We start from the raw sequence: 19,471 nt of genomic DNA, 5'->3' as shown, positions 1-19,471 counted from the left end.
AGTTAGATGACAGATAGTTAGATGGTGTACTAATATTTCTCGCATGACCTCCAGTCCAGCCCCCAGCGGATTCCGCCTCCTGGCCGTCGGCCAGGGCCTGTCGTGGTTCGGCGACGCGTTCGCGCCGATCGCCCTGGCCGTCGCCGTCCTCGCCGGCGGGGGCAGCGCCAGCGAGCTCGGTCTCGTCCTCGCAGCCACCATGGCGGCCCGCCTGGCGGGCACGCTCGTGGGCGGCGTCTGGGCCGACCGGGTGTCGCCGGGACGGATCATGGTCGCCAGCGACGTCGTGCGGGCCCTGAGCGCCCTCGGCACCGCCGGCTACTTCGCGACCGGCCAGGACAGCGTGCCGCTGCTCTGCGGGCTGGCGGCCGTGACCGGTGGTGCCGCCGCCTTCTTCGGGCCGGCCTTCGTCTCGCTACGCCCGCTGCTGGTGGCGGCGGACCGGCGGCACGCGGCGAACGCCACCCTCAACATCCTCCAGAACTCCGCCTTCATCCTCGGCCCCGCCGCGGCCGGCGTGTTCGTCGCGTGGGCCGGCGCCCCCTGGGCCTTCGTGGTCAACGCCGCCTCCTTCCTCGTGTCGGCGGGCACGGTGGCAGCCATCCGCGTCGACGCCCCGCGCGCCGCGCGCGTGGGCCTGCTCGCGGAGCTCCGGGAGGGGTGGCACGAGGTCACCAGCCGCAGCTGGTTGCTGGCCGGCCTGCTGGCCGCCACGGCATACCACGCAGCCTTTGGGGCGGTGACCGTGCTGGTCGACGTCATCGCGGTGCGCGACCTGGGCGGCCCCACCGCCCTCGGGTGGATCTCCGCGGCCTCCGGCGCCGGGGGGCTGGTGGGTGGCCTGCTGGCGCTGCGTATGCCGCCGAGTCGCCCGCTCTTCGTCGGCTGGCCCTGCGTGGCGCTGATGTCGCTGTTCGCGGCGGCGTTCGCGTGGCCGGGCCACCTGGCCGCGGTCATCGGCGCGGCGGTGGTCGCCTTCGGTGGGCTGATGTACTTCTCGGTCTGCTGGGACACCGCGCTGCAGGACGGTGTACCGCACTCGGTGCTGGCACGGGTGTCGTCGTGGGACATCCTGACGTCGTTCGTCGCGATCCCGGCCGGCAACGCCCTCGCCGGACCGCTGGCGCACACCTACGGGACCGGTCGGGTGATCCTGGTGGCCGCCGTCGTGATGGCGCTCGCGTCGTTCGCACCGATGCTGGTCCGCGGGTCGCGCGAGCTGCGCCGGACGACGAGTGTCCCCGCGCCCGAGCCGGCCCTCGCGACCCTCGGTTGAGGCCGTCCACCCACGCGACGGAGCTAGGCGGTGGTGGCGTCCTCGACCTCGAGCTCGTCGACCGGCTCGAGCCGGCCACGGCGCCAGGCTGGGAGGAAGCAGACGAAGCCCACGGTGCTGACGGCACCGGCGACGACCATCGCGGTCGCGATCGAGGTGTGGGCCGCCAGCAGACCCAGGAGGGGGCCGGCCACCGCGCCACCGGCCTGCATGACCAGGGAGCCCAGCGAGAGGATCGTCGCGCGGTTCCGCGCACTCGCCTCGCGGTGCATCAGGCCCATGTAGGCAGGGCTCGCGGCGCCGTGCAGCGAGTAGGTCACGAGGTAGGCCGCGATGAGCGCGGCGGGTCCGAGGACCAGGCCCATCGCCACGACGCCGAGGCCGTTGAGCACCCGACCCAGCACAGCGGCCTGCACCAGCCCGAAACGGTCGGCGGCGCGGCCACCGAGCCACGAGCCGACCGAGAACAGCGCCCAGCCGCCGGCCGCAGCCGGGCCCATCCAGGCGCCGGCCTCGGCCTCCGAGCCGAGCAGGTCGGACAGGCGCAGGGGCATCAGCGTCTCGTAGGCCATCATCCCGATGACCCAGAACAGCTCGACGGCGACCAACCCGGCCAGCACGCGGTTGCGCGTCACGAGGCGGATCCCGTCGCGCACCACCACCGGGGTCTCGCGCACGGAGTCGGCCAGCCGGGCCCGCATCCGGCCGTCACTGCGCGGGGTCTCGCGCAGGAGCGCGATGGTCGCGACGAGGTGCACGACGCACAGCGCCACGAAGACCTGGATCGGCAGGAGCAGGGCGCTCGAGTCACGGAACGGGTGCCAGGCCACGAGCCCACCGGACACCAGGGCGCCCCCACCCATGCCGACGCCGACCAGCACGCCCTGCGCCGACATGGCGCGGTGGACGTCAGCGCCGGGCTCGCGCTCGTGCACGGTGTCGACGTACCACGCCTCCAGGGGGCCGGAGTCCAGCGCCCGGTAGACCCCCATCAGGCCCGCGGACAGGGCGAACTGCCAGAACGACTGGGCGAAGAGGAAGGCCACGCCCGCCCCGATGTTGACCACCCCGGCGAGCAGCAACAGCGGACGCCGCCCCAGCGCGTCGGCGAACCCGCTGGTCGGCAGCTCGAGCAGGAAGACCATGATCCCCTGCGCGGTCATGTAGAGGGTGATCTGCTGGATCGTGAGGCCGCGCTCGCGGGCCACGAGGGTGAAGATGCCGACGACGAAGCCGACCGGGAGCCAGCGGGTCGTGCTCAGGATGAGGAAGACCCGCTTGGCCGCGGTGGGGGAGAGGCTGCTCATGACACGTCCTTGCCGGTCGGGACCCGGTCGAGGTCGAGTGGGTATGCCGCGTAGTAGACGGCGAGGCGGCGTGCCTTCGGGTTGCCCTGCCCGACCCGTCGGTACCTCAGGAGGAGCTCGTCGAGCTTGGCCTTGAGCTGCTCGACCTGCTCCGGGGTGGCGACCACGAAGTTGTCGCTCATGCCGGCGGCGTCGCGCCACTCCACCGGCCAGGTCTCCTGCACGTCGAGCCACTGCTCGAACTTCTCGGAGAAGTGGCGGGCGTAGTCGCGGACCAGCCAGTTGAGCGCCGTCTCGGAGTCCTCATCGCCGGCGAAGTCGCTGGCCTCCCAGGTGTGGAAGTCGGTGGCCGCCTGCCAGAGCCGGCGCTTGCCCTCGCCCTCGCCGTTGTCCGAGACCAGCCCCACCGACTCGAGCTTGCGCAGGTGGTAGGAGGTCGCCCCGGAGTTGGTCGAGAGCCGTGCGGCCAGTGCGGTGGCGGTCGCGGGCCCGTCGACGCGCAGGGCACTGAGCAGCCGCGAGCGCAGGGGGTGGGCCAGGACCTTGAGGGCGGCGGCGTCGAGGCGCAGGCCCGTCATGTCGCCGATCTGGGTACGAGAAGTGGCCATGCGTGCACAATACCTTTGCACACTTCGTTTGCACAAGTATTTTGCACAGGAAATGTGCACGTGCATCACCGCAGGTCAGGGCCTGTTTGCGGCGGCCTCAACGGCGATTTGGGTGCACAGCGCGTTGCCCGTAAACTTGAGCACTGTTGTGCCGTGCGCCCTCGTAAGGCGACACCACCGATCCGCCCGGCGGATCGTGCGCCTCGGGCGCACGCGGCATACCGAACCATCGCATTTCCTCATGTAATTCCGATGTAAAGGTTCAGAACTTTGCGCACCTTCACCCCGAAGCCGGCCGAGGTCACTCGCACCTGGCACGTCATCGACGCCACGGACGTTGTCCTGGGTCGCCTGGCGAGCCAGACCGCGATCCTCCTGCGCGGCAAGCACAAGACCACGTTCGCCCCGCACGTCGACGGTGGCGACTTCGTCATCATCATCAATGCCGAGAAGGTCGCCCTCACCGGCGCCAAGCTCGAGCAGAAGAAGGCCTACCGCCACTCCGGTTTCCCGGGCGGCCTCAAGAGCACCTCCTACACCGAGCTGCTCGCCAAGAGCCCGGCCAAGGCCGTGGAGAAGGCCGTTCGCGGCATGCTCCCGCACACCACGCTCGGTCGTGAGCAGCTGACCCACCTCAAGGTCTACGCCGGCTCCGAGCACCCGCACAGCGCCCAGAAGCCCGTCCCGTTCGAGATCACCCAGGTCTCCCAGTAAGGATTTCTTGTGACTGACATCAACACTGAGACCCCTGTCGAGGGTGACGAGGTCGAGCTGACCGAGTACACCTCCGAGTCCGAGGGCCCTGTCTCCTCCGACGAGCCCGCGCGTCGCGCCAGTGCCACCGTGCCCGGCGCCGCGACCGGTCGACGCAAGCAGGCCATCGCCCGCGTGCGCATCGTCCCCGGCAACGGCGAGTGGAAGATCAACGGGCGCACCCTCGAGCAGTACTTCCCGAACAAGGTCCACCAGCAGATCGTCAACGAGCCGTTCACGCTGCTCGAGCTCGACGGTGCCTACGACGTGCTCGTGCGCGTCCACGGTGGTGGCCCCTCCGGCCAGGCCGGTGCGGTCCGCCTCGGCGTCGCCCGCTCGCTCAACGGGATCGACGAGGAGCTGAACCGTCCGGCCCTCAAGAAGGCCGGCTTCCTCACCCGTGACGCCCGCGTCCCGGAGCGCAAGAAGGCTGGTCTCAAGAAGGCCCGCAAGGCTCCGCAGTACAGCAAGCGCTGATCTGCCCCTGCAGTACCCGTCCGGAGGCGGCGCCCAACTCGGGTGCCGCCTCCGGCGTCTTTGGGGGTAGGTTCACGCCAGATGCCCGTGCGCCCGGCCCTGCCCACGCGGCGCGGCCGTCCGCGCACCTGATCGAAAGGCTTCCTCTTCATGCCCACCACGGCACGACTCTTCGGTACCGACGGGGTTCGCGGGCTCGCGAACGTCGACATCACGGCCGAGCTGGCGCTGCGGCTCAGCGTGGCTGCCGCCCACGTCCTCGGTGACGACGCGCGTCGAGCCGGGCGCCGCCCGAAGGCCGTCGTCGGTCGGGACCCCCGCGCCTCGGGAGAGTTCCTCTCGGCCGCCGTGATCGCCGGCCTGGCCTCGGCGGGTGTCGACGTCTACCACGCCAACGTCCTCCCGACCCCGGCGATCGCCTTCCTCACCGATGACACCCACGCGGACTTCGGCGTGATGCTCTCGGCGTCGCACAACGCCATGCCGGACAACGGGATCAAGTTCTTCGCCGCCGGTGGGCACAAGCTCGACGACCGGATCGAGGACGAGATCGCCGCCCGCCTCGACCAGGACTGGGAGCGCCCGACCGGCCCCGACGTGGGCCGGGTCGTGACGATGCCCGACGGCCACACGCGCTACATCTCCCACCTGCTCACCGTCCTGCCCAACCGTCTCAACGGCATCAAGGTCGTCATCGACGGCGCCCACGGTGCAGCCAGCCAGGTCTCGCCGGAGGTGTTCCGGCTGGCCGGCGCCGAGGTCTACGAGATCGGCACCGAGCCCGACGGCCTCAACATCAACGACGGCTACGGCTCGACGCACCTCGACCACCTCAAGGCTGCCGTCGTGGCCCGCGGCGCCGACCTCGGCATCGCCCACGACGGTGACGCCGACCGCTGCCTCGCGATCGACCACACCGGCACCGAGGTCGACGGCGACCAGATCATGGCGATCCTCGCCGTGTCGCTGAAGTCCCGCGGCGCGCTGGCCCAGGACACCCTCGTGGCGACGGTCATGAGCAACCTCGGCCTGCTGCAGGCGATGGAGCGAGAGGGCGTCGCGGTGCGACAGACCGCGGTCGGTGACCGTTACGTCCTCGAGGACATGCGCGCGTCCTCCTACTCGCTCGGCGGCGAGCAGAGCGGGCACGTGATCTTCCTCGACCACGGCACCACCGGCGACGGCGTGCTCACCGGCCTGATGCTCGCCGCCCGCGTCGCCGAGACCGGAAAGCCCCTGGCGGAGCTGGCCACCGTGATGCGCCGACTGCCCCAGGTCCTCATCAACGTCAAGGGCGTGGACAAGGCCCGGGTCGAGACGGACGACGAGCTCAAGGCGGCCGTCAAGGCCGAGGAGGAGGCGCTCGCCGGCAGCGGCCGCGTGCTGCTGCGCAAGTCCGGCACCGAGCCGGTCGTCCGCGTCATGGTCGAGGCCGCCGAGCAGGAGCAGGCCCAGGCCGTCGCCGACCGCCTGGTCGACGTCGTCAAGGCGCGCCTCTCGCTCTGACCGCCCCGCCACGCAGAGGCGGGGTATGCCGCGTGGTCACCACCCGGCATACCTCACCTGCCACAGCTTTATCGGGTCATGGGGGAACGTTGACCTTCGCTCGACTTCGGTTCTGGGGTGAAGGTCAAGCTTCTTGCTTGACCCGATAAAGTTGGGCGGAGAGGAAGTTGTTGCGGCTCAGGCGGATTCGTCGAGCAGGTGCACGATGTGGCGGGCGATCTCGAAGGCACTCGTGGCGGCCGGGGACGGCGCGTTGAGGACGTGGACCACCGACCCGGCGCGCTCGATCAGGAAGTCGTCGACCAACGAACCGTCGGCCCGCAGGGCCTGGGCGCGCACCCCGGCCGCGGCCGGCACGAGGTCGTCGTCACGCAGCTCTGGCACCAGCCGGCGCAGGCTCGCCCCGAAGCGGTGTCGGGACAGGGAGCGCGCCACCTCGGCGGCCCCGGCCCGGTGGTGCCGGGCCACGAGTCGCCAGAAGCCCGGGTGGGTCAGGGTCTCGCGCAGGTCCGGCCAGCGCACGGTGCGCCAGTCGTACCCCTCGCGGGCCAGGGCGAGCACCGCGTTGGGGCCGGCGTGGACGTGCCCGTCGGTGTCGCGGGTGAGGTGGACGCCGAGGAACGGGAAGTCGGGGTCGGGCACGGGGTAGACCAGGTGCCTGACCAGATGGGTCGCCTCGGGACGCAGCTCGAAGTACTCGCCCCGGAAGGGGACGATGCGCGCCGAGGGCCGGTGGCCGAGCCGTCGCGCCACCAGGTCGGCCTGCAGGCCCGGGCACGAGACGACCAGGTCGGCCCGGAGGTCGCCGCGGCTGGTCCGCACGACGATGCCCCCGGCTCCCCGAGCGCCCACGACACCGCCCCGACCCGCGCCGCTGCCCAGGCCGAGGACCTCGGTGTCCAGCAGCAGGGTGGCCCCGGCTCGCTCGAGTCGGCGCACCAGGGCCGCGCACACGGCGGGGTAGTCGATGATGCCGGTCTCGGGGACGTGCAGTGCGGCGAGGGCGTTGACGTGGGGTTCGTGCGCGCGGGCCTCGTCGCGGGTGAGCCGGGTGACGGCGAGTCCGTGGGCCAGGCCGCGCTGGTGCAACCGGTCGAGTCCGGGCAGCTCGTCGGCCCTGGTCGCCACGACGAGCTTGCCGCAGATCTCGTGGGTGATGCCCTCCTCCCGGGCGAAGGCGGTGAGCGAGGCCGCCCCGGCGCGGCAGAATGCTGCCTTGAGCGAGCCCGGCGGGTAGTAGAGGCCCGAGTGGATGACCCCGCTGTTGCGGCCGGTCTGGTGGGTGGCCCAGGTCGACTCCTTCTCGACCACGGTGACGTCGGCACCGGGATGCTCGCGGCACAGCCGTTCGGCCACCGTGAGCCCGATGATCCCGCCGCCGATGACGAGGTGGCGCACCGGTGTCGGCATCGTCACAGCCTAGGACGAGCGGGTGATGGGGCCGTTCTGGAATCACGGATGCACCGCCCCCGTTGTCCTGAGCGGCATCCGCCCCGAGGATGTCCTCATCCGTCGCCCCACCGAATGCGAGCCCCGCTGATGCCCCACGAGTCCCTGACCGAACCGCTCTACTCGATCGCCGCCACCGCCCAGGGTGGCCGGGCCGGGCACGTCACGAGCGCGGACGGCGTCGTCCACCTCAAGCTCGGCAAGCCCGGCAGCAAGGCCAACCCCAAGGCCAACCCCGAGACCCTCTTCGCGGCCGGGTATGCCGCCTGCTTCGGCAACGCCCTCAACTCGGTGGCCACGGCGATGGGGCTGGACACCTCCGACTCCACCGTCACCGCCACGGTGACCCTCGGGAAGACCGACACGGGTGTCGGTCTCGCGGTCGCGCTGGTCGCGGAGGTGCCCGGCCTCGACCGCGGCACCGCCCAGCAGCTGGTCGACGCGGCGCACGAGCGGTGCCCCTACTCCAAGGCGACCCGCGGCAACATCGACGTCACCGTCGCCCTCGCCTGACGGCGTAGGCCGCCGACGCGCCCACGACGCGACGCGGGGTATGCCGGGTGGTCACCACCCGGCATACCCCGCGTCTGCGTCGGCGCGCGGCCGCTCAGACCAGCTGCTCGAGCAGTCCCGTGTCGACGTCGTAGATGAACCCGCCGACCGGGACCTGGTCGCCGATCAGTGGGTGCGAGCGCACGGCTCGCACGTCGGCCATCAGGGCCTCGCGCTGGTTGTCGATGACGTGGAACCCCTGCCACGACGCGTCCTGGCCGGCCGAGGCGCCGACCCGCTCGCGCAGCTCGGCCTCGGTGTTGCTCGCCATGGCGCAGCGGGTGTGGGGCACGATGAGGATCCGCTCGACCCCGAGCAGGTGCACGCCGAGGACCAGCGCCTCGAGGGCGTTGGCGGTCACGCGGCCACCGGGGTTGCGGAAGATCTTGGCATCGCCGGGCTTGAGCCCGAGCAGCCGCAGCGGGTCGATCCGCGAGTCCATGCAGGTGACGATGGCGACGCCGGCGTGCGCGATGCCGTCGAAGCCGCCCGTCGCGAAGTCGGTCGACGCATAGGTGCGGTTGGCGTCGAGCAGGTCGTCGAAATCGCCTGCGGTCGTTGGGTTCTCGCTCACAGCGTGGTCCTCGCTCACAATAGTCCGGGGCGCTTGGGGATGGACATGGCCATCGGCTTGATCGTCGAGGCGAAGAAGTCGTTGCCCTTGTCGTCGACGACGATGAACGCCGGGAAGTCCTCGACCTCGATCTTCCAGACCGCCTCCATGCCGAGCTCGGGGTACTCGAGCACCTCGACCGACTTGATGCAGTCCTGCGCGAGCCGGGCGGCCGGACCGCCGATCGACCCGAGGTAGAAGCCGCCGTGGGTGTCGCAGGCGTCGGTGACCTGCTTGGAGCGGTTGCCCTTGGCGAGCATCACCATCGAGCCGCCGGCGGCCTGGAACTGGTCGACGTACGAGTCCATCCGACCGGCCGTGGTCGGGCCGAACGACCCGCTCGCGTAGCCCTCGGGCGTCTTGGCCGGACCGGCGTAGTAGACGGCGTGGTCCTTGAGGTACTGCGGCATGCCGTCGCCGGCGTCGAGCCGCTCCTTGATCTTGGCGTGCGCGATGTCGCGGGCGACCACCAGCGGTCCGGACAGCGACAGCCGGGTCTTCACCGGGTACTTGGTGAGCTCGGCGCGGATCTCGTCCATCGGCCGGTTGAGGTCGATGCGCACGACGTCGTCGCCCTCGTCCTCGAGGTGCTCGTCGGTGGTTTCGGGCAGGAACCGCGCCGGGTCCTTCTCGAGCACCTCGATGAACACGCCCTCGGGAGTGATCTTGCCGAGCGCCTGCCGGTCGGCCGAGCACGAGACCGCGATCGCGATCGGCAGCGAGGCACCGTGCCGGGGGAGACGGACCACCCGCACGTCGTGGCAGAAGTACTTGCCGCCGAACTGCGCCCCGATCCCGAAGTTGCGGGTCAGCTCGAGGACCTGCTCCTCCAGCTCGGTGTCGCGGAAGCCGTGTGCGGTGATCGACCCCTGGCGGGGCAGCTCGTCGAGGTACTTGGCCGACGCGTACTTCGCCGTCTTCAGGGCGAACTCGGCGCTGGTGCCGCCGATGACGATGGCCAGGTGGTAGGGCGGGCAGGCCGAGGTGCCGAGGCTGCGCAGCTTCTCGTCGAGGAAGGCCAGCATGCGCTCGGGGTTCAGGACCGCCTTGGTCTCCTGGTAGAGGAACGACTTGTTGGCGCTGCCGCCGCCCTTGGCCATGAAGAGGAACTTGTAGGCCGTCTCGTGCCCCTCGGCGGTGTCGGCGTAGAGCTCGATCTGGGCCGGGAGGTTGGAGCCGGTGTTCTTCTCCTCCCAGGTCGTGATGGGGGCCATCTGCGAGTAGCGCAGGTTGAGCCGGGTGTACGCGTCGTAGACGCCCTCGGCGAGGGCCCGCTCGTCGGAGCCCGAGGTCAGGACCTGCTGGCCACGCTTGCCCATGATGATCGCGGTGCCGGTGTCCTGGCACATGGGCAGCACGCCGCCCGCCGCGATGTTGGCGTTCTTGAGCAGGTCGAGAGCCACGAACTTGTCGTTGTTGCTGGCCTCCGGGTCGTCGATGATCCGGCGGAGCTGGGCCAGGTGTGCCGGACGCAGGTAGTGCGCGATGTCGTGCATCGCCGTCTCGGTCAGCGTGCGCAGTGCCTCGGGCTCGACCTGGAGGAAGGTGCGGCCGCCGGGACCCTCGACCGTGGAGACGCCCTCGGTGGTCAGCAGCCGGTACTCGGTCTGGTCCGGACCGGTCGGCAGCAGGTCTTCGTACTCGAACTCGGCCATCGGGTCGTCGTGCTCCTGTCTTCGGGGCTACTGCTCTTACAGCTCGAGCTCTACAGCTCGTCCAGTGCGGGGGCGTACGCGCCGGCCCGGCCGACGGTCACAGCACTGGTGGCCAGGCCGCGCTCGACGGCGGGCCGGACCTCCTCCAGTGTCGCGGTGCGCAGCCGCTCGCGCGCACCCGGGTCACCCAGCAGTCCGGCGGCCACGAGTCCGGAGACCAGCCCGGCCATGAACGAGTCACCCGCCCCCACGGTGTCGACGACCTGCTCGGCCCGGGTGTCGGCGCGGGCGACCGTGTCGTCGCCGGACACCCGGTAGGCGACACCGTCGGCGCCGAGGGTCACCACGGCGATGCCGGCCCCGAGACCCACCCACGCCGCCATGACCTGCTCGGGTGACTGACCGGCGTACAGGAGCGCGAGGTCGTCCTCGCTCGCCTTGACCACGTCGCTGAGGGCCACCAGCTCCTCGACCCGGGCTCGCACCGGGTCGAGGTCGCCCATGATGCTGGGGCGGATGTTGGGGTCGTAGGAGACCGTGCCCTGCGACCGCACGGCCTCGAGGGCCGCGGTGACGCTGGCCGCACCGGGGAGCAGGACCGTGGCGATCGACCCGGTGTGGACGTGCCCGGTGCCCTCGGGCAGCGCGATCGTCGGCAGGTTCCAGTGCAGGTCGAAGTCGTAGGACGCGGCGCCGGTGTCGTCGAGGGTCGCCACGGCGGTCGACGTCGGGTCGTCACCGAAGCTCTCCGGCAGGACGTGGACGCCGTGGTCCGCGAGGTGGGCGGAGATCCGCTCGCCCCGCTCGTCGCGGCCGAGCCAGCCCGCGAAGTCGACGTCGTGCCCCAGTCGCGCCAGGCCCATGGCCACGTTGGCCGGGCTGCCGCCGACGTGCTCGGTGCGCTCCCCGGACGGCTCGGCGACGATGTCGACCAGAGCCTCGCCGACGACGAGCAGGCGGGTCACGAGGCACCGCCCGGGCCGGCGTGGTCGAAGTCCACGGAGGAGTAGGCACGCAGCTTGGCCAGCTGGTGGTGGCTCTCGATGAGCCGGATCGTGCCCGACTTGGAGCGCATCACCAGGGAGTGCGTCGTGGCCCCTCCCGCGCGGTAGCGGACACCCTTGAGCAGCTCGCCGTCGGTGATGCCGGTGGCCACGAAGAAGCAGTTCTCGCCGGTGACGAGGTCGTCGGTCGACAGCACGCGGTCCAGGTCGTGCCCGGCGTCGAGGGCGCGCTGGCGCTCGTCGTCGTCCTGCGGCCACAGCCGACCCTGGATGACCCCGCCGAGGCACTTGATGGCGCAGGCGGTGATGATGCCCTCGGGGGTGCCGCCGATCCCCAGCAGCAGGTCGATGCCGGTGTCGTCGCGGGCCGCCATGATCGCGCCGGCGACGTCACCGTCGGAGATGAACCGCAGCCGCGCCCCGGCGTCGCGCACCTCGTCGGCGAGCTTCTGGTGCCGCGGGCGGTCGAGCATGACGACCGTGACGTCCTCGACGGTCTCCTTCTTGGCCCTGGCGATCCGCTTGATGTTCTCGGCGACGGGCAGGCGGATGTCGACGACGTCGGCCGCTTCCGGACCGGTCACGAGCTTGTCCATATAGAAGACTGCCGACGGGTCGTACATGCTGCCGCGATCGGACACCGCGAGCACCGACACGGCGTTGGACTGTCCCTTCGCGGTCAGGGTCGTGCCGTCGATCGGGTCGACGGCGACGTCGCACTCCGGACCGTTGCCGTCGCCGACCTCCTCGCCGTTGTAGAGCATCGGGGCGTCGTCCTTCTCGCCCTCGCCGATGACGACGACACCCTTCATCGAGACCGTGCTGATCAGGGCGCGCATGGCCTCGACCGCGGCCCCGTCGGCGCCGTTCTTGTCGCCCCGGCCGACCCAGCGACCGCCGGCCATCGCGGCCGCCTCGGTCACCCGCACCAGCTCGAGGGCGAGGTTGCGGTCGGGCGCCTCGACGCCGACGCGCAAGGACGAGGGGAGGTGCTGCTCGGACATGCGATGGATCCTTCACGCGACGGCGGGTGAGCGCCCGCAGCCTATCGGTGGTGGGGGCGGTTGGCGCCGGGGTGCCCCGGTCGTGGACGATGGGAGCGTGAGCACGCCCGCCCCCCGCAGTTCCTACGCCAACGGCTCCGTGGCCAACATGGTCCGGTCGCTCGTGGTGATCGGCGTGATCGTGGCCGCCCTCATCGCCATCGTGCCCCGGGTCAACAGCGTCTCGCAGCCGCCCGTCGACGTGGCCGGGACCTCGGTCGAGGTGGCGCGGACGAGCGGCTGGCCGATCGACCGGCCCGAGGCGCTGCCGGACGGGTGGAAGGCCACGAGCGTGCGCTACGTCCGCTCCACCGGTGGCCTGATGACCTGGCACGCCGGCTACCAGTCGCCGACCGGCAACTACGTCGCGATCGAGCAGACCAAGGACGCCACCGACGAGTGGGTGTCGGCGCAGACCAACCGCGCCGCCAAGACCGGTGAGGTGCAGGTGGAGGGCCAGACGTGGGGCACCTACGTCCGCAGCGGCAAGGTGCAGAACAGCCTCGTCCACCGCGCGGAGACCGCTTCCGAGCTCACGACGATCGTGACCGGCACCGGCACGTTCGACGAGCTGACGGCCTTCGCCGAGACGCTCCGTCCCGTCCCGACCAGCTGACCTGCGCAGGACCACCCGGGTCGGGCAGCCCTGGCCGGGCCTCAGTCCTCGGGGTCGTCCTGGGCGAGGGCGGCCTCGGCGCCGTCGAGCCATGTGCTGCAGTGGGCCGCCAGCGCCTCGCCCCGCTGCCACAGGCGCATGCTCTCCTCGAGCCCGAGCTGGCCACCCTCGAGCTGGGCGACCACGCTGATCAGCTCGTCGCGGGCCTGCTCGTAGGACAGTTCCGCGATGTCGTCGAACGCGCCGTCCGTCTCGACGGTGCGGTCGGTCTCGACGGCGGGTGTCGCCTTCTCTGCTCCCTTGGCCATGGTGGAGGAGCCTAACCGGAGCTGCCGGGCAGGCCGACGACGCTCGCGGCGAAGTCGCCACGCGCCACGCGCACGCGGAGCACCTCGTCGACCGTCACGTCGGCCCGGTCCATGACGACCCGCCCGTCGCGGTGCTGCACGACGGCATACCCACGCTCGAGGGTGGACAACGGCGAGAGGGTGCTGACCTGCGCACGCAGGTGGGCGACCTGGTCGGCCGCCCGGTGGACCGAGGCGAGGACGCGGCGGTGGGCCCGGTCGGTCAGGGCGTCGAGCTCCTGGCGACGGGCCTCGATCATCGCCGCCGGGCGGGCCATCACCGGGCGCGAGCGCAGGGCGATGAGGTGCCGGCGCTCGCTGGCGATCCGCGCGTGCAGCGCGCGCCGCCCTCGGTCGCGCGAGTGGCGTATGCCGTGCCGCTCGGCCTGCGCGTCGGGCACCACCCGCTTGCCTGCGTCGGTGGGCGTGGAGGCCCGCCAGTCAGCCACGTGGTCGAGGAGGGGAGTGTCGACGTCGTGGCCGATCGCCGAGACGACGGGGGTGCGGGTGGCGGCGACCGCGCGCACCAGTGCCTCGTTGCTGAACGGCAGGAGGTCCTCGACCGAGCCGCCCCCACGGGCGATCACGATGACGTCGACGTCGGGCCGCCCGTCGAGCTCCTGGAGCGCGGCCATCACCTCCTGCACCGCGTTGCCGCCCTGCACGGCGACCTCACGGATCTCGAAGCGGACCGTGGGCCAGCGGCGACGGGCGTTCTCGACGACGTCCTTCTCCGCGGCCCCCGCCCGCCCACAGACCAGCCCGACGGTGCGGGGCAGGAACGGCAACGGCTTCTTGCGCTCGGGGTCGAACAGGCCCTCTGCGGCAAGGGTCCGCTTGAGGTGCTCGACCCGCGCGAGGAGCTCGCCCACGCCCACGGGCCGGATCTGGCGGGCGTCGAGCATCAACGAGCCACGCTGGGTCCAGAAGACCGGCTTGGCCTGGAGGACGACCCGCGCTCCCTGGGCCAGGGGCGTCGCCATCGCGTCGAGGGCGTTGACCTGGATCGCGACCGAGAGGGACATGTCGACATCGGGGTCGCGCAGGGTGAGGTAGGCGGTGCGCTGGCCGGGGCGGCGGGTGAGCTGGACGACCTGCCCCTCGACCCAGAGCACCGACATCTTCTCGACGTACTCGGCGATGCGCATGCTCAGCAGCCGCACCGGCCACGGCGACTCCGCCGAGGTGTCGGCGGCCTTCTCGGGCAGCGCCGGGCGCTGGTCTGGGCCGCTCACGCGTCCACTCTAGGAGGTGGGCCCGTCACCGGAGCGCGACCCACGACCTTGCCGCCGACGGGACGAGCGCAGCATGGCGCGCTGGAGACCGGCCGGCTCCGCTGCCGGCGGCAGCGCGGACGGTATGTGGCGCCGGCCGTCGGGCCTGCCGCCGGCAGGGCGGCAGCCGTCGAGGAACAGCGCCACGTGGCGTCGCCAGGCGTCGGGCAGGTCGTCGCGGGTCGTCTCGATCACCCCCGCGAGGGCGAACGAAAGGATCGGCAGGTCCTCGGGGCTGAAGTCGTCGCGCAGCACCCCGGCCTCCTTCGCGCGCCGGATCACCTCGAGCACCTTGCGGTAGCTGCGCTCGCGGGCGCTGGTCCCGGTCCGACCCATCGGCATCGACGACTGGATGAGGTGGGCGAACCCGAGGTTCTCCGCCTGCAGGGCGCCCATCCGCTCCGCGAGCCCCGCGAACCCCTCCCACGGGTCGTCCTCCGCGAGGGCCTGGTCGGCGCTGGCGTCGTAGCGGTCGAAGGCGTCCTCGAAGGCCTCGCTGACCAGGGCGGCACGGTCGGGGAAGCGGCGGTAGAGCGTCGCGATCCCGACGCCGGCGCGGGCGGCGACCTCACTCAGCGGCGCGGACACCCCCTGCTCACCGAAGACCTGCTGGGCGGCGGCGAGGATCCGGCTCCGGTTGAGCTCGGCGTCCGCGCGCAGGTGTCGCGACTCGCACTCCGGTGTGCTCGGCATCGCCCCAGCATAGGTGGGCTCGAGGTAAGTGGAATACATCCTCCACATCGATGGTTTCCCGCACGGAGAGAGTGGAGGATGGCCTCCACTTCCGGGACCGTGAGGGAAACCATGAACACCGTGCTGTGGATCGTGCAGATCATCCTGGCCGTCGCCTTCGGAGTGGCCGGCGTGCTGAAGTCGACCCGGGGTCGCGCGCTGGAAGGCACGATGCCGTGGGTCGAGGATTTCTCCGACCGCACCGTGCGGTTCATCGGCGTGATGGAGCTGCTCGGCGCGATCGGGCTGGTCCTCCCCGCCGCCACGGGGATCGCGGCCTGGCTGACGCCGCTGGCCGCGACGGGGCTCGTCGTGGTGCAGGTGCTGGCGGTGGTCACCCACCTGCGCCGCAAGGAGCCGCAGGTGGTGCCGGTCAACGTCGTCCTGGGGCTGCTCGCGGCGTTCGTGGCCTGGCAGCGCTTCGGGCCGCACTCCCTCTGAGCTGGCGCCCGGGGCGGGGTATGCCGCGTGGTGACCACGCGGCACACCCCGCCCGCGGATTGGGGTGGCCGGCGACGGCCACCTACGATGGAGCCATGACCCAGACGACTGACCAGGCCACCAAGCGCGTGCTGCTGGCCGCCCCGCGGGGGTACTGCGCGGGCGTCGACCGGGCCGTCGTGACCGTCGAGAAGGCCCTCGAGCTCTATGGGCCCCCGGTCTACGTGCGCAAGGAGATCGTGCACAACAAGCACGTCGTCACCACGCTCGAGAAGCGTGGCGCGATCTTCGTCGAGGAGACCGACGAGGTGCCCGAGGGCGCGACCGTCATCTTCTCCGCCCACGGGGTCGCCCCGGTCGTCCACGAGGAGGCCAAGGCCCTCAGCCTGAAGACGATCGACGCGACCTGCCCGCTGGTCACCAAGGTGCACCGCGAGGCGGTCCGGTTCGCCAACGACGACTTCGACATCCTGCTGATCGGCCACGAGGGGCACGAAGAGGTCGTCGGCACCTCGGGCGAGGCTCCTGAGCACATCACCCTGGTCGACGGCCCCGACGACGTCGCCAACGTCACCGTCCGCGACCCGGAGAAGGTCGTCTGGCTCTCGCAGACGACGCTGTCGGTCGACGAGACGATGGAGACGGTGCGGCGGCTGCGCGAGCGGTTCCCGTCCCTGCAGGACCCGCCCAGCGACGACATCTGCTACGCCACCCAGAACCGTCAGCTGGCCGTGAAGCAGATGGCGCCGGAGTGCGACCTGATGATCGTCGTGGGCTCGCGCAACTCGTCCAACTCGGTGCGGCTCGTCGAGGTCGCAATCGAGCACGGCTCCCGCGCCGGCCACCTCGTCGACTACGCCGACGAGATCGACGAGGCGTGGCTCGAGGGCGTCTCCACGGTGGGGGTGACCTCCGGGGCGTCGGTCCCCGAGCTGCTGGTCCGGGACGTGCTCACGTACCTCGGCGAGCGGGGCTACGCCGACGTGAAGCCCGTCGTGGCTGCCGAGGAGAGCCTGCTCTTCTCGCTGCCCAACGAGATCCGCAGGGACCTCAAGGCCCGTGGGCTGAGCGACAAGATGCGCCACGACGGAGCGTTCGAAGAGGCCGGCTCACTCCACTGACGGTGGGTTTCGTGAGGTCGCGGAGGCCTCCGACTTCGGGCCACCAGTGCGTCTCCAGGTAGCGCATTTCGGGCGTTGGTGCGGGATGGGTGGCCAGGAGTCGGGGGTTGGTGCGGGAGGCGTCGGTCGCGACGCGCACCCGGAACTAGGGAGCCTGTCCGTCGCGACGACGCCACGCGGGTACCGTCTGACCCATGATCGGCTTGACCTCTGCGCGGGCGCGCCTCACGCAGCGGCTCATCGCCCGTGCCACGGGCGGCGGCCCGGTCGACCTCTCGAGCCTTGACGCGGTGCCCCGCCGCCTGCTCCGCCCGCTGCGGCGCTCCGGCCTCGACCCGGTGCACCGGATCGGGACGACCGCCCCGGAGCCGGTCCACCGGCTCGCGCACATGTTCGGCATGAACATCTGGCTGGTGTCGGGCCACGAGGAGGCCAAAGCCGTCCTGGCCGACCAGCGCAGGTTCAGCAACGACATCCGGCCGTACGTCGGCGCGGCAGGAGCCAGCGTGGGCGGGCTGGGTTTCACCGACCCGCCCGAGCACACCCGACTGCGCGCGCTGCTCACGCCCGAGTTCACCATGCGCCGCATCAACCGGCTGGCTCCGAGGATCGAGGCCATCGTCGATGACCAGCTTGACCGGATGGAGGCGAACGGCCCGGTCGTCGACCTCGTCGAGGACTTCGCCTTCCCCATCCCGTTCCTCGTCATCTGTGAGCTGCTCGGTCTCCCCGTGGAGGACCGTGAGCGCTTCCGCACGCTGAGCCACGCCCGCTTCGACGTCACGGCCGGGGGTGCGGGTGCCTTCGGCGCCATCTCGCAGAGCCAGCTGTTCCTGCTCGACGCCACCCGCAAGCAGCGGGTCGACCCGGGCGACGGGCTCCTGGGCCGGATCCTCGCTGCGGTGGGCGACGAGGTCAGCGACGAGGAGGTCGCCGGGCTCGCCGACGGCGTCTTCACCGGCGGCTACGAGACGACCGCCAGCATGCTGGCCCTGGGGTCGCTGGTGCTGCTGCGCGACCGCAAGCACTTCGAGCTCGTCCGCGACGACGACAGCTCCATCGACCGGGTCGTGGAGGAGATGCTGCGCTACCTCAGCGTCGTGCAGATCGCGTTCCCGCGGTTCGCCAAGGAAGACCTCGACCTCTTCGGCAAGACGATCCACAAGGGCGATGTGGTCATCGCAGCCCTGAGCCGGGCGGATCGCGACCACCGGATCGGTCCCGACCTGGGCACCTTCGACCCCAACCGCCCGCCGTCACCGCACGTGGCATTCGGGTACGGCTTCCACCGCTGCGTCGGGGCCGAGCTGGCCCGGCTCGAGCTGCGGATCGCCTTCCCCCGACTGGTCCGCCGCTTCCCGGAGCTGGCGCTCGCCGCAGCCCCGGAAAGCCTGCAGTTCCGCGACCAGTCGATCGTCTATGCGGTCGACTCCCTGCCGGTCCACCTCGGCGGGATCTCGACGTCGTCGAAGTCCAGCTGAGGTCGCTCGGCGTCGGCCGTGGCGGCCTCGATCAGCTCCATCGCCGTCAGCACCCGGGGGCCGGTCTCGAGCGGCAGCGGGGTGGGCAGCGGCCGCTCGACGATCCCCGCCTCGTGCATCCGCCGCGCTGACACCAGCACCCGCGACTCGAGGGCCCCGACCATCTGGTTGTAGGCCTCCACCGAGCGCTGCAGGGCGGTGCCCATCCGCATCGTGTGGCTGCCCAGCGTGCCCAGCCGGTCGTAGAGGTCGCGCCCGAGGGTCATCACCTCGCGGGCGTGCGCCGTCAGGGCGTCCTGCTGCCACGTGAACGCCACGGTCCGCAGCAGCGCGAGCAGCGAGCCCGGACCGACGAGCACCACGCGGCGGGACATGGCGTCCTCGTGCAGGGCCGGGTCGGCCGACAGGGCCGCAGCGAGCATGGCATCGCTGGGGACGAAACAGACCACCATCTCGGGAGAGTTGTCGAAGGCAGCCCAGTAGTCCTTGGCGGCCAGCGACGTCACGTGCGACTTGAGCGACGCGGCGTGCGACCGGAGGAGCTCCTTGCGCTCACCGGCCGGGACGTCGTCGGCCTGGGCGCCGAGGAAGGCACCCATCGGGGCCTTGGCGTCGATGACGAGGTACTTGTCGCCGGGCAGGCGCACCACGACGTCGGGGCGCACCTGGCGCTGGTGCCGGCTCACGCGGCATACCTGCTCGTCGAAGTCGCACCGCGCGAGCATGCCGGCGTGCTCGAGCACCCGTCGCAGCTGGACCTCACCCCAGGCCCCCCGCACGGTCGAGGAGTTGAGCGAACCGGCCAGCGACTGGGTCTGGCGACCCAGGGCGGTGGTCGACTCGTGCACCGCCGCCATCGTCGTCTCGAGCGCCGCGAACTGGCTGGTGCGGTCACGCTCGAGCGTGCCGACCTGCTGCTCGACCCGCACGAGGGCGTCGCGGAGGGGCAGGAGGGCCGCTGCGGTCTGGGCGTCGTCGGAGACCGCGGCCTCGAGGTCGACCACGCGCTCACGCAGGAGGTCGGCCTCGGTGCGCGCCGACGCCAGGGCGGCGGAGGCGGACCCGCGCGCGCTCCACCAGCCGGCGGCTGCGCCGACGACCAGGCCGAGGATGAGGATGCCCACGAGTTCCATGGACAGGACCATCCCATCAGCCACCGACACGGCACGGCGCGACACGGGCTCAGCCGCGTGAGTGCCCCGCTGGATCTTCGGTC

At 71.4% G+C, this 19,471-nt stretch carries 20 protein-coding genes; 9 read left to right on the top strand and 11 right to left on the bottom strand.

Going from position 1 to position 19,471, the window contains the following annotated elements; all coding sequences use genetic code 11:
• Positions 1-43 precede the first annotated feature (43 nt).
• On the top strand, positions 44-1,276 hold the full coding sequence (locus ASG91_RS17675; RefSeq protein WP_056923970.1) for an MFS transporter: 1,233 nt from the start codon (positions 44-46) through the stop codon (positions 1,274-1,276).
• A 23-nt stretch (positions 1,277-1,299) separates the two neighbouring features.
• Here the strand turns inward: ASG91_RS17675 and ASG91_RS17670 are convergent, their stop codons facing one another.
• Both ASG91_RS17670 and ASG91_RS17665 read right to left on the bottom strand, forming a co-directional pair.
• Positions 1,300-2,583, bottom strand: coding sequence for an MFS transporter (locus ASG91_RS17670; RefSeq protein ID WP_056923969.1), 1,284 nt, complete (start codon positions 2,581-2,583; stop codon positions 1,300-1,302).
• The gene (locus tag ASG91_RS17665) at positions 2,580-3,191 is read right to left on the bottom strand and encodes a helix-turn-helix domain-containing protein (protein ID WP_157606417.1); all 612 of its coding nucleotides are present in this window, start codon (positions 3,189-3,191) and stop codon (positions 2,580-2,582) included. The genes ASG91_RS17670 and ASG91_RS17665 overlap by 4 nt, the downstream gene beginning before the upstream one ends.
• A gap of 270 nt (positions 3,192-3,461) precedes the next feature.
• On the opposite strand from ASG91_RS17665, the gene rplM reads away from it, so the two are divergent.
• From rplM to glmM, 3 genes are all read left to right on the top strand, one after another.
• Positions 3,462-3,905: a 50S ribosomal protein L13 gene (gene rplM, locus ASG91_RS17660; RefSeq protein WP_056923968.1), complete on the top strand. Its 444-nt coding sequence runs from the start codon at positions 3,462-3,464 to the stop codon at positions 3,903-3,905.
• Positions 3,906-3,914: 9 nt separating this feature from the next.
• Positions 3,915-4,421 (top strand): 30S ribosomal protein S9, encoded by a 507-nt coding sequence (rpsI, locus tag ASG91_RS17655; protein WP_056923967.1) that lies wholly within the window; start codon positions 3,915-3,917, stop codon positions 4,419-4,421.
• Between the two features lie 150 nt (positions 4,422-4,571).
• Entirely contained in the window at positions 4,572-5,927 is a 1,356-nt protein-coding gene (gene glmM, locus ASG91_RS17650) for a phosphoglucosamine mutase (protein WP_056923966.1), read from the top strand.
• A gap of 177 nt (positions 5,928-6,104) precedes the next feature.
• On the opposite strand, the gene lhgO is transcribed toward glmM, so the two are convergent.
• Positions 6,105-7,337 carry an L-2-hydroxyglutarate oxidase gene (lhgO, locus tag ASG91_RS17645; RefSeq protein WP_056924249.1) on the bottom strand — a complete coding sequence of 411 codons (1,233 nt, stop codon included), beginning with the start codon at positions 7,335-7,337 and terminating at the stop codon, positions 6,105-6,107.
• Between the two features lie 129 nt (positions 7,338-7,466).
• On the opposite strand from lhgO, the gene ASG91_RS17640 reads away from it, so the two are divergent.
• Positions 7,467-7,889 (top strand): Ohr family peroxiredoxin, encoded by a 423-nt coding sequence (locus tag ASG91_RS17640; RefSeq protein WP_056924248.1) that lies wholly within the window; start codon positions 7,467-7,469, stop codon positions 7,887-7,889.
• A gap of 94 nt (positions 7,890-7,983) precedes the next feature.
• Here ASG91_RS17640 and ASG91_RS17635 read toward each other — a convergent pair whose 3' ends face one another.
• Genes ASG91_RS17635 through glpX form a run of 4 tightly spaced genes read right to left on the bottom strand, consistent with a single transcriptional unit; the run spans position 7,984 to position 12,204 of the window.
• The gene (locus tag ASG91_RS17635; RefSeq protein ID WP_056923965.1) at positions 7,984-8,502 is read right to left on the bottom strand and encodes a carbonic anhydrase; all 519 of its coding nucleotides are present in this window, start codon (positions 8,500-8,502) and stop codon (positions 7,984-7,986) included.
• A 14-nt stretch (positions 8,503-8,516) separates the two neighbouring features.
• Positions 8,517-10,196, bottom strand: coding sequence for a fumarate hydratase (locus ASG91_RS17630; protein WP_056923964.1), 1,680 nt, complete (start codon positions 10,194-10,196; stop codon positions 8,517-8,519).
• Positions 10,197-10,246: 50 nt separating this feature from the next.
• Positions 10,247-11,161, bottom strand: coding sequence for a carbohydrate kinase (locus ASG91_RS17625; RefSeq protein WP_056923963.1), 915 nt, complete (start codon positions 11,159-11,161; stop codon positions 10,247-10,249).
• The gene (gene glpX / locus ASG91_RS17620) at positions 11,158-12,204 is read right to left on the bottom strand and encodes a class II fructose-bisphosphatase (RefSeq protein ID WP_056923962.1); all 1,047 of its coding nucleotides are present in this window, start codon (positions 12,202-12,204) and stop codon (positions 11,158-11,160) included. Before glpX ends, ASG91_RS17625 begins: the two co-directional genes overlap by 4 nt.
• 97 nt (positions 12,205-12,301) lie before the next feature.
• Here glpX and ASG91_RS17615 point away from each other — a divergent pair, with 97 nt between their 5' ends.
• On the top strand, positions 12,302-12,859 hold the full coding sequence (locus tag ASG91_RS17615) for a DUF4245 domain-containing protein (RefSeq protein ID WP_235545756.1): 558 nt from the start codon (positions 12,302-12,304) through the stop codon (positions 12,857-12,859).
• 41 nt (positions 12,860-12,900) lie between these two features.
• On the opposite strand, the gene ASG91_RS17610 is transcribed toward ASG91_RS17615, so the two are convergent.
• Genes ASG91_RS17610 through ASG91_RS17600 form a run of 3 tightly spaced genes read right to left on the bottom strand, consistent with a single transcriptional unit; the run spans position 12,901 to position 15,173 of the window.
• Complete coding sequence (locus ASG91_RS17610) at positions 12,901-13,167, bottom strand: exodeoxyribonuclease VII small subunit (protein WP_056923960.1); 267 nt, start codon at positions 13,165-13,167, stop codon at positions 12,901-12,903.
• Positions 13,168-13,178: 11 nt separating this feature from the next.
• Positions 13,179-14,441: an exodeoxyribonuclease VII large subunit gene (gene xseA / locus ASG91_RS17605; RefSeq protein ID WP_056923959.1), complete on the bottom strand. Its 1,263-nt coding sequence runs from the start codon at positions 14,439-14,441 to the stop codon at positions 13,179-13,181.
• Positions 14,442-14,450: 9 nt separating this feature from the next.
• Positions 14,451-15,173 carry a TetR/AcrR family transcriptional regulator gene (locus ASG91_RS17600; protein WP_056923958.1) on the bottom strand — a complete coding sequence of 241 codons (723 nt, stop codon included), beginning with the start codon at positions 15,171-15,173 and terminating at the stop codon, positions 14,451-14,453.
• A gap of 99 nt (positions 15,174-15,272) precedes the next feature.
• On the opposite strand from ASG91_RS17600, the gene ASG91_RS17595 reads away from it, so the two are divergent.
• From ASG91_RS17595 to ASG91_RS17585, 3 genes are all read left to right on the top strand, one after another.
• The gene (locus tag ASG91_RS17595) at positions 15,273-15,653 is read left to right on the top strand and encodes a DoxX family protein (protein WP_235545754.1); all 381 of its coding nucleotides are present in this window, start codon (positions 15,273-15,275) and stop codon (positions 15,651-15,653) included.
• A 95-nt stretch (positions 15,654-15,748) separates the two neighbouring features.
• Positions 15,749-16,774, top strand: coding sequence for a 4-hydroxy-3-methylbut-2-enyl diphosphate reductase (locus tag ASG91_RS17590; RefSeq protein ID WP_056923956.1), 1,026 nt, complete (start codon positions 15,749-15,751; stop codon positions 16,772-16,774).
• Positions 16,775-16,968: 194 nt separating this feature from the next.
• The gene (locus tag ASG91_RS17585) at positions 16,969-18,255 is read left to right on the top strand and encodes a cytochrome P450 (protein WP_056923955.1); all 1,287 of its coding nucleotides are present in this window, start codon (positions 16,969-16,971) and stop codon (positions 18,253-18,255) included.
• On the opposite strand, the gene ASG91_RS17580 is transcribed toward ASG91_RS17585, so the two are convergent.
• Positions 18,192-19,388 (bottom strand): DNA recombination protein RmuC, encoded by a 1,197-nt coding sequence (locus ASG91_RS17580; RefSeq protein WP_082594294.1) that lies wholly within the window; start codon positions 19,386-19,388, stop codon positions 18,192-18,194. The genes ASG91_RS17585 and ASG91_RS17580 overlap by 64 nt on opposite strands.
• Positions 19,389-19,471 lie beyond the last annotated feature (83 nt).

Origin of the sequence: Phycicoccus sp. Soil802, assembly GCF_001429605.1 — a bacterium.
Classification (GTDB): Bacteria; Actinomycetota; Actinomycetes; order Actinomycetales; family Dermatophilaceae; genus Pedococcus.
Note: the sequence above shows the minus strand (reverse complement) of the source record. Positions and strands in the feature narration are given on the sequence as shown.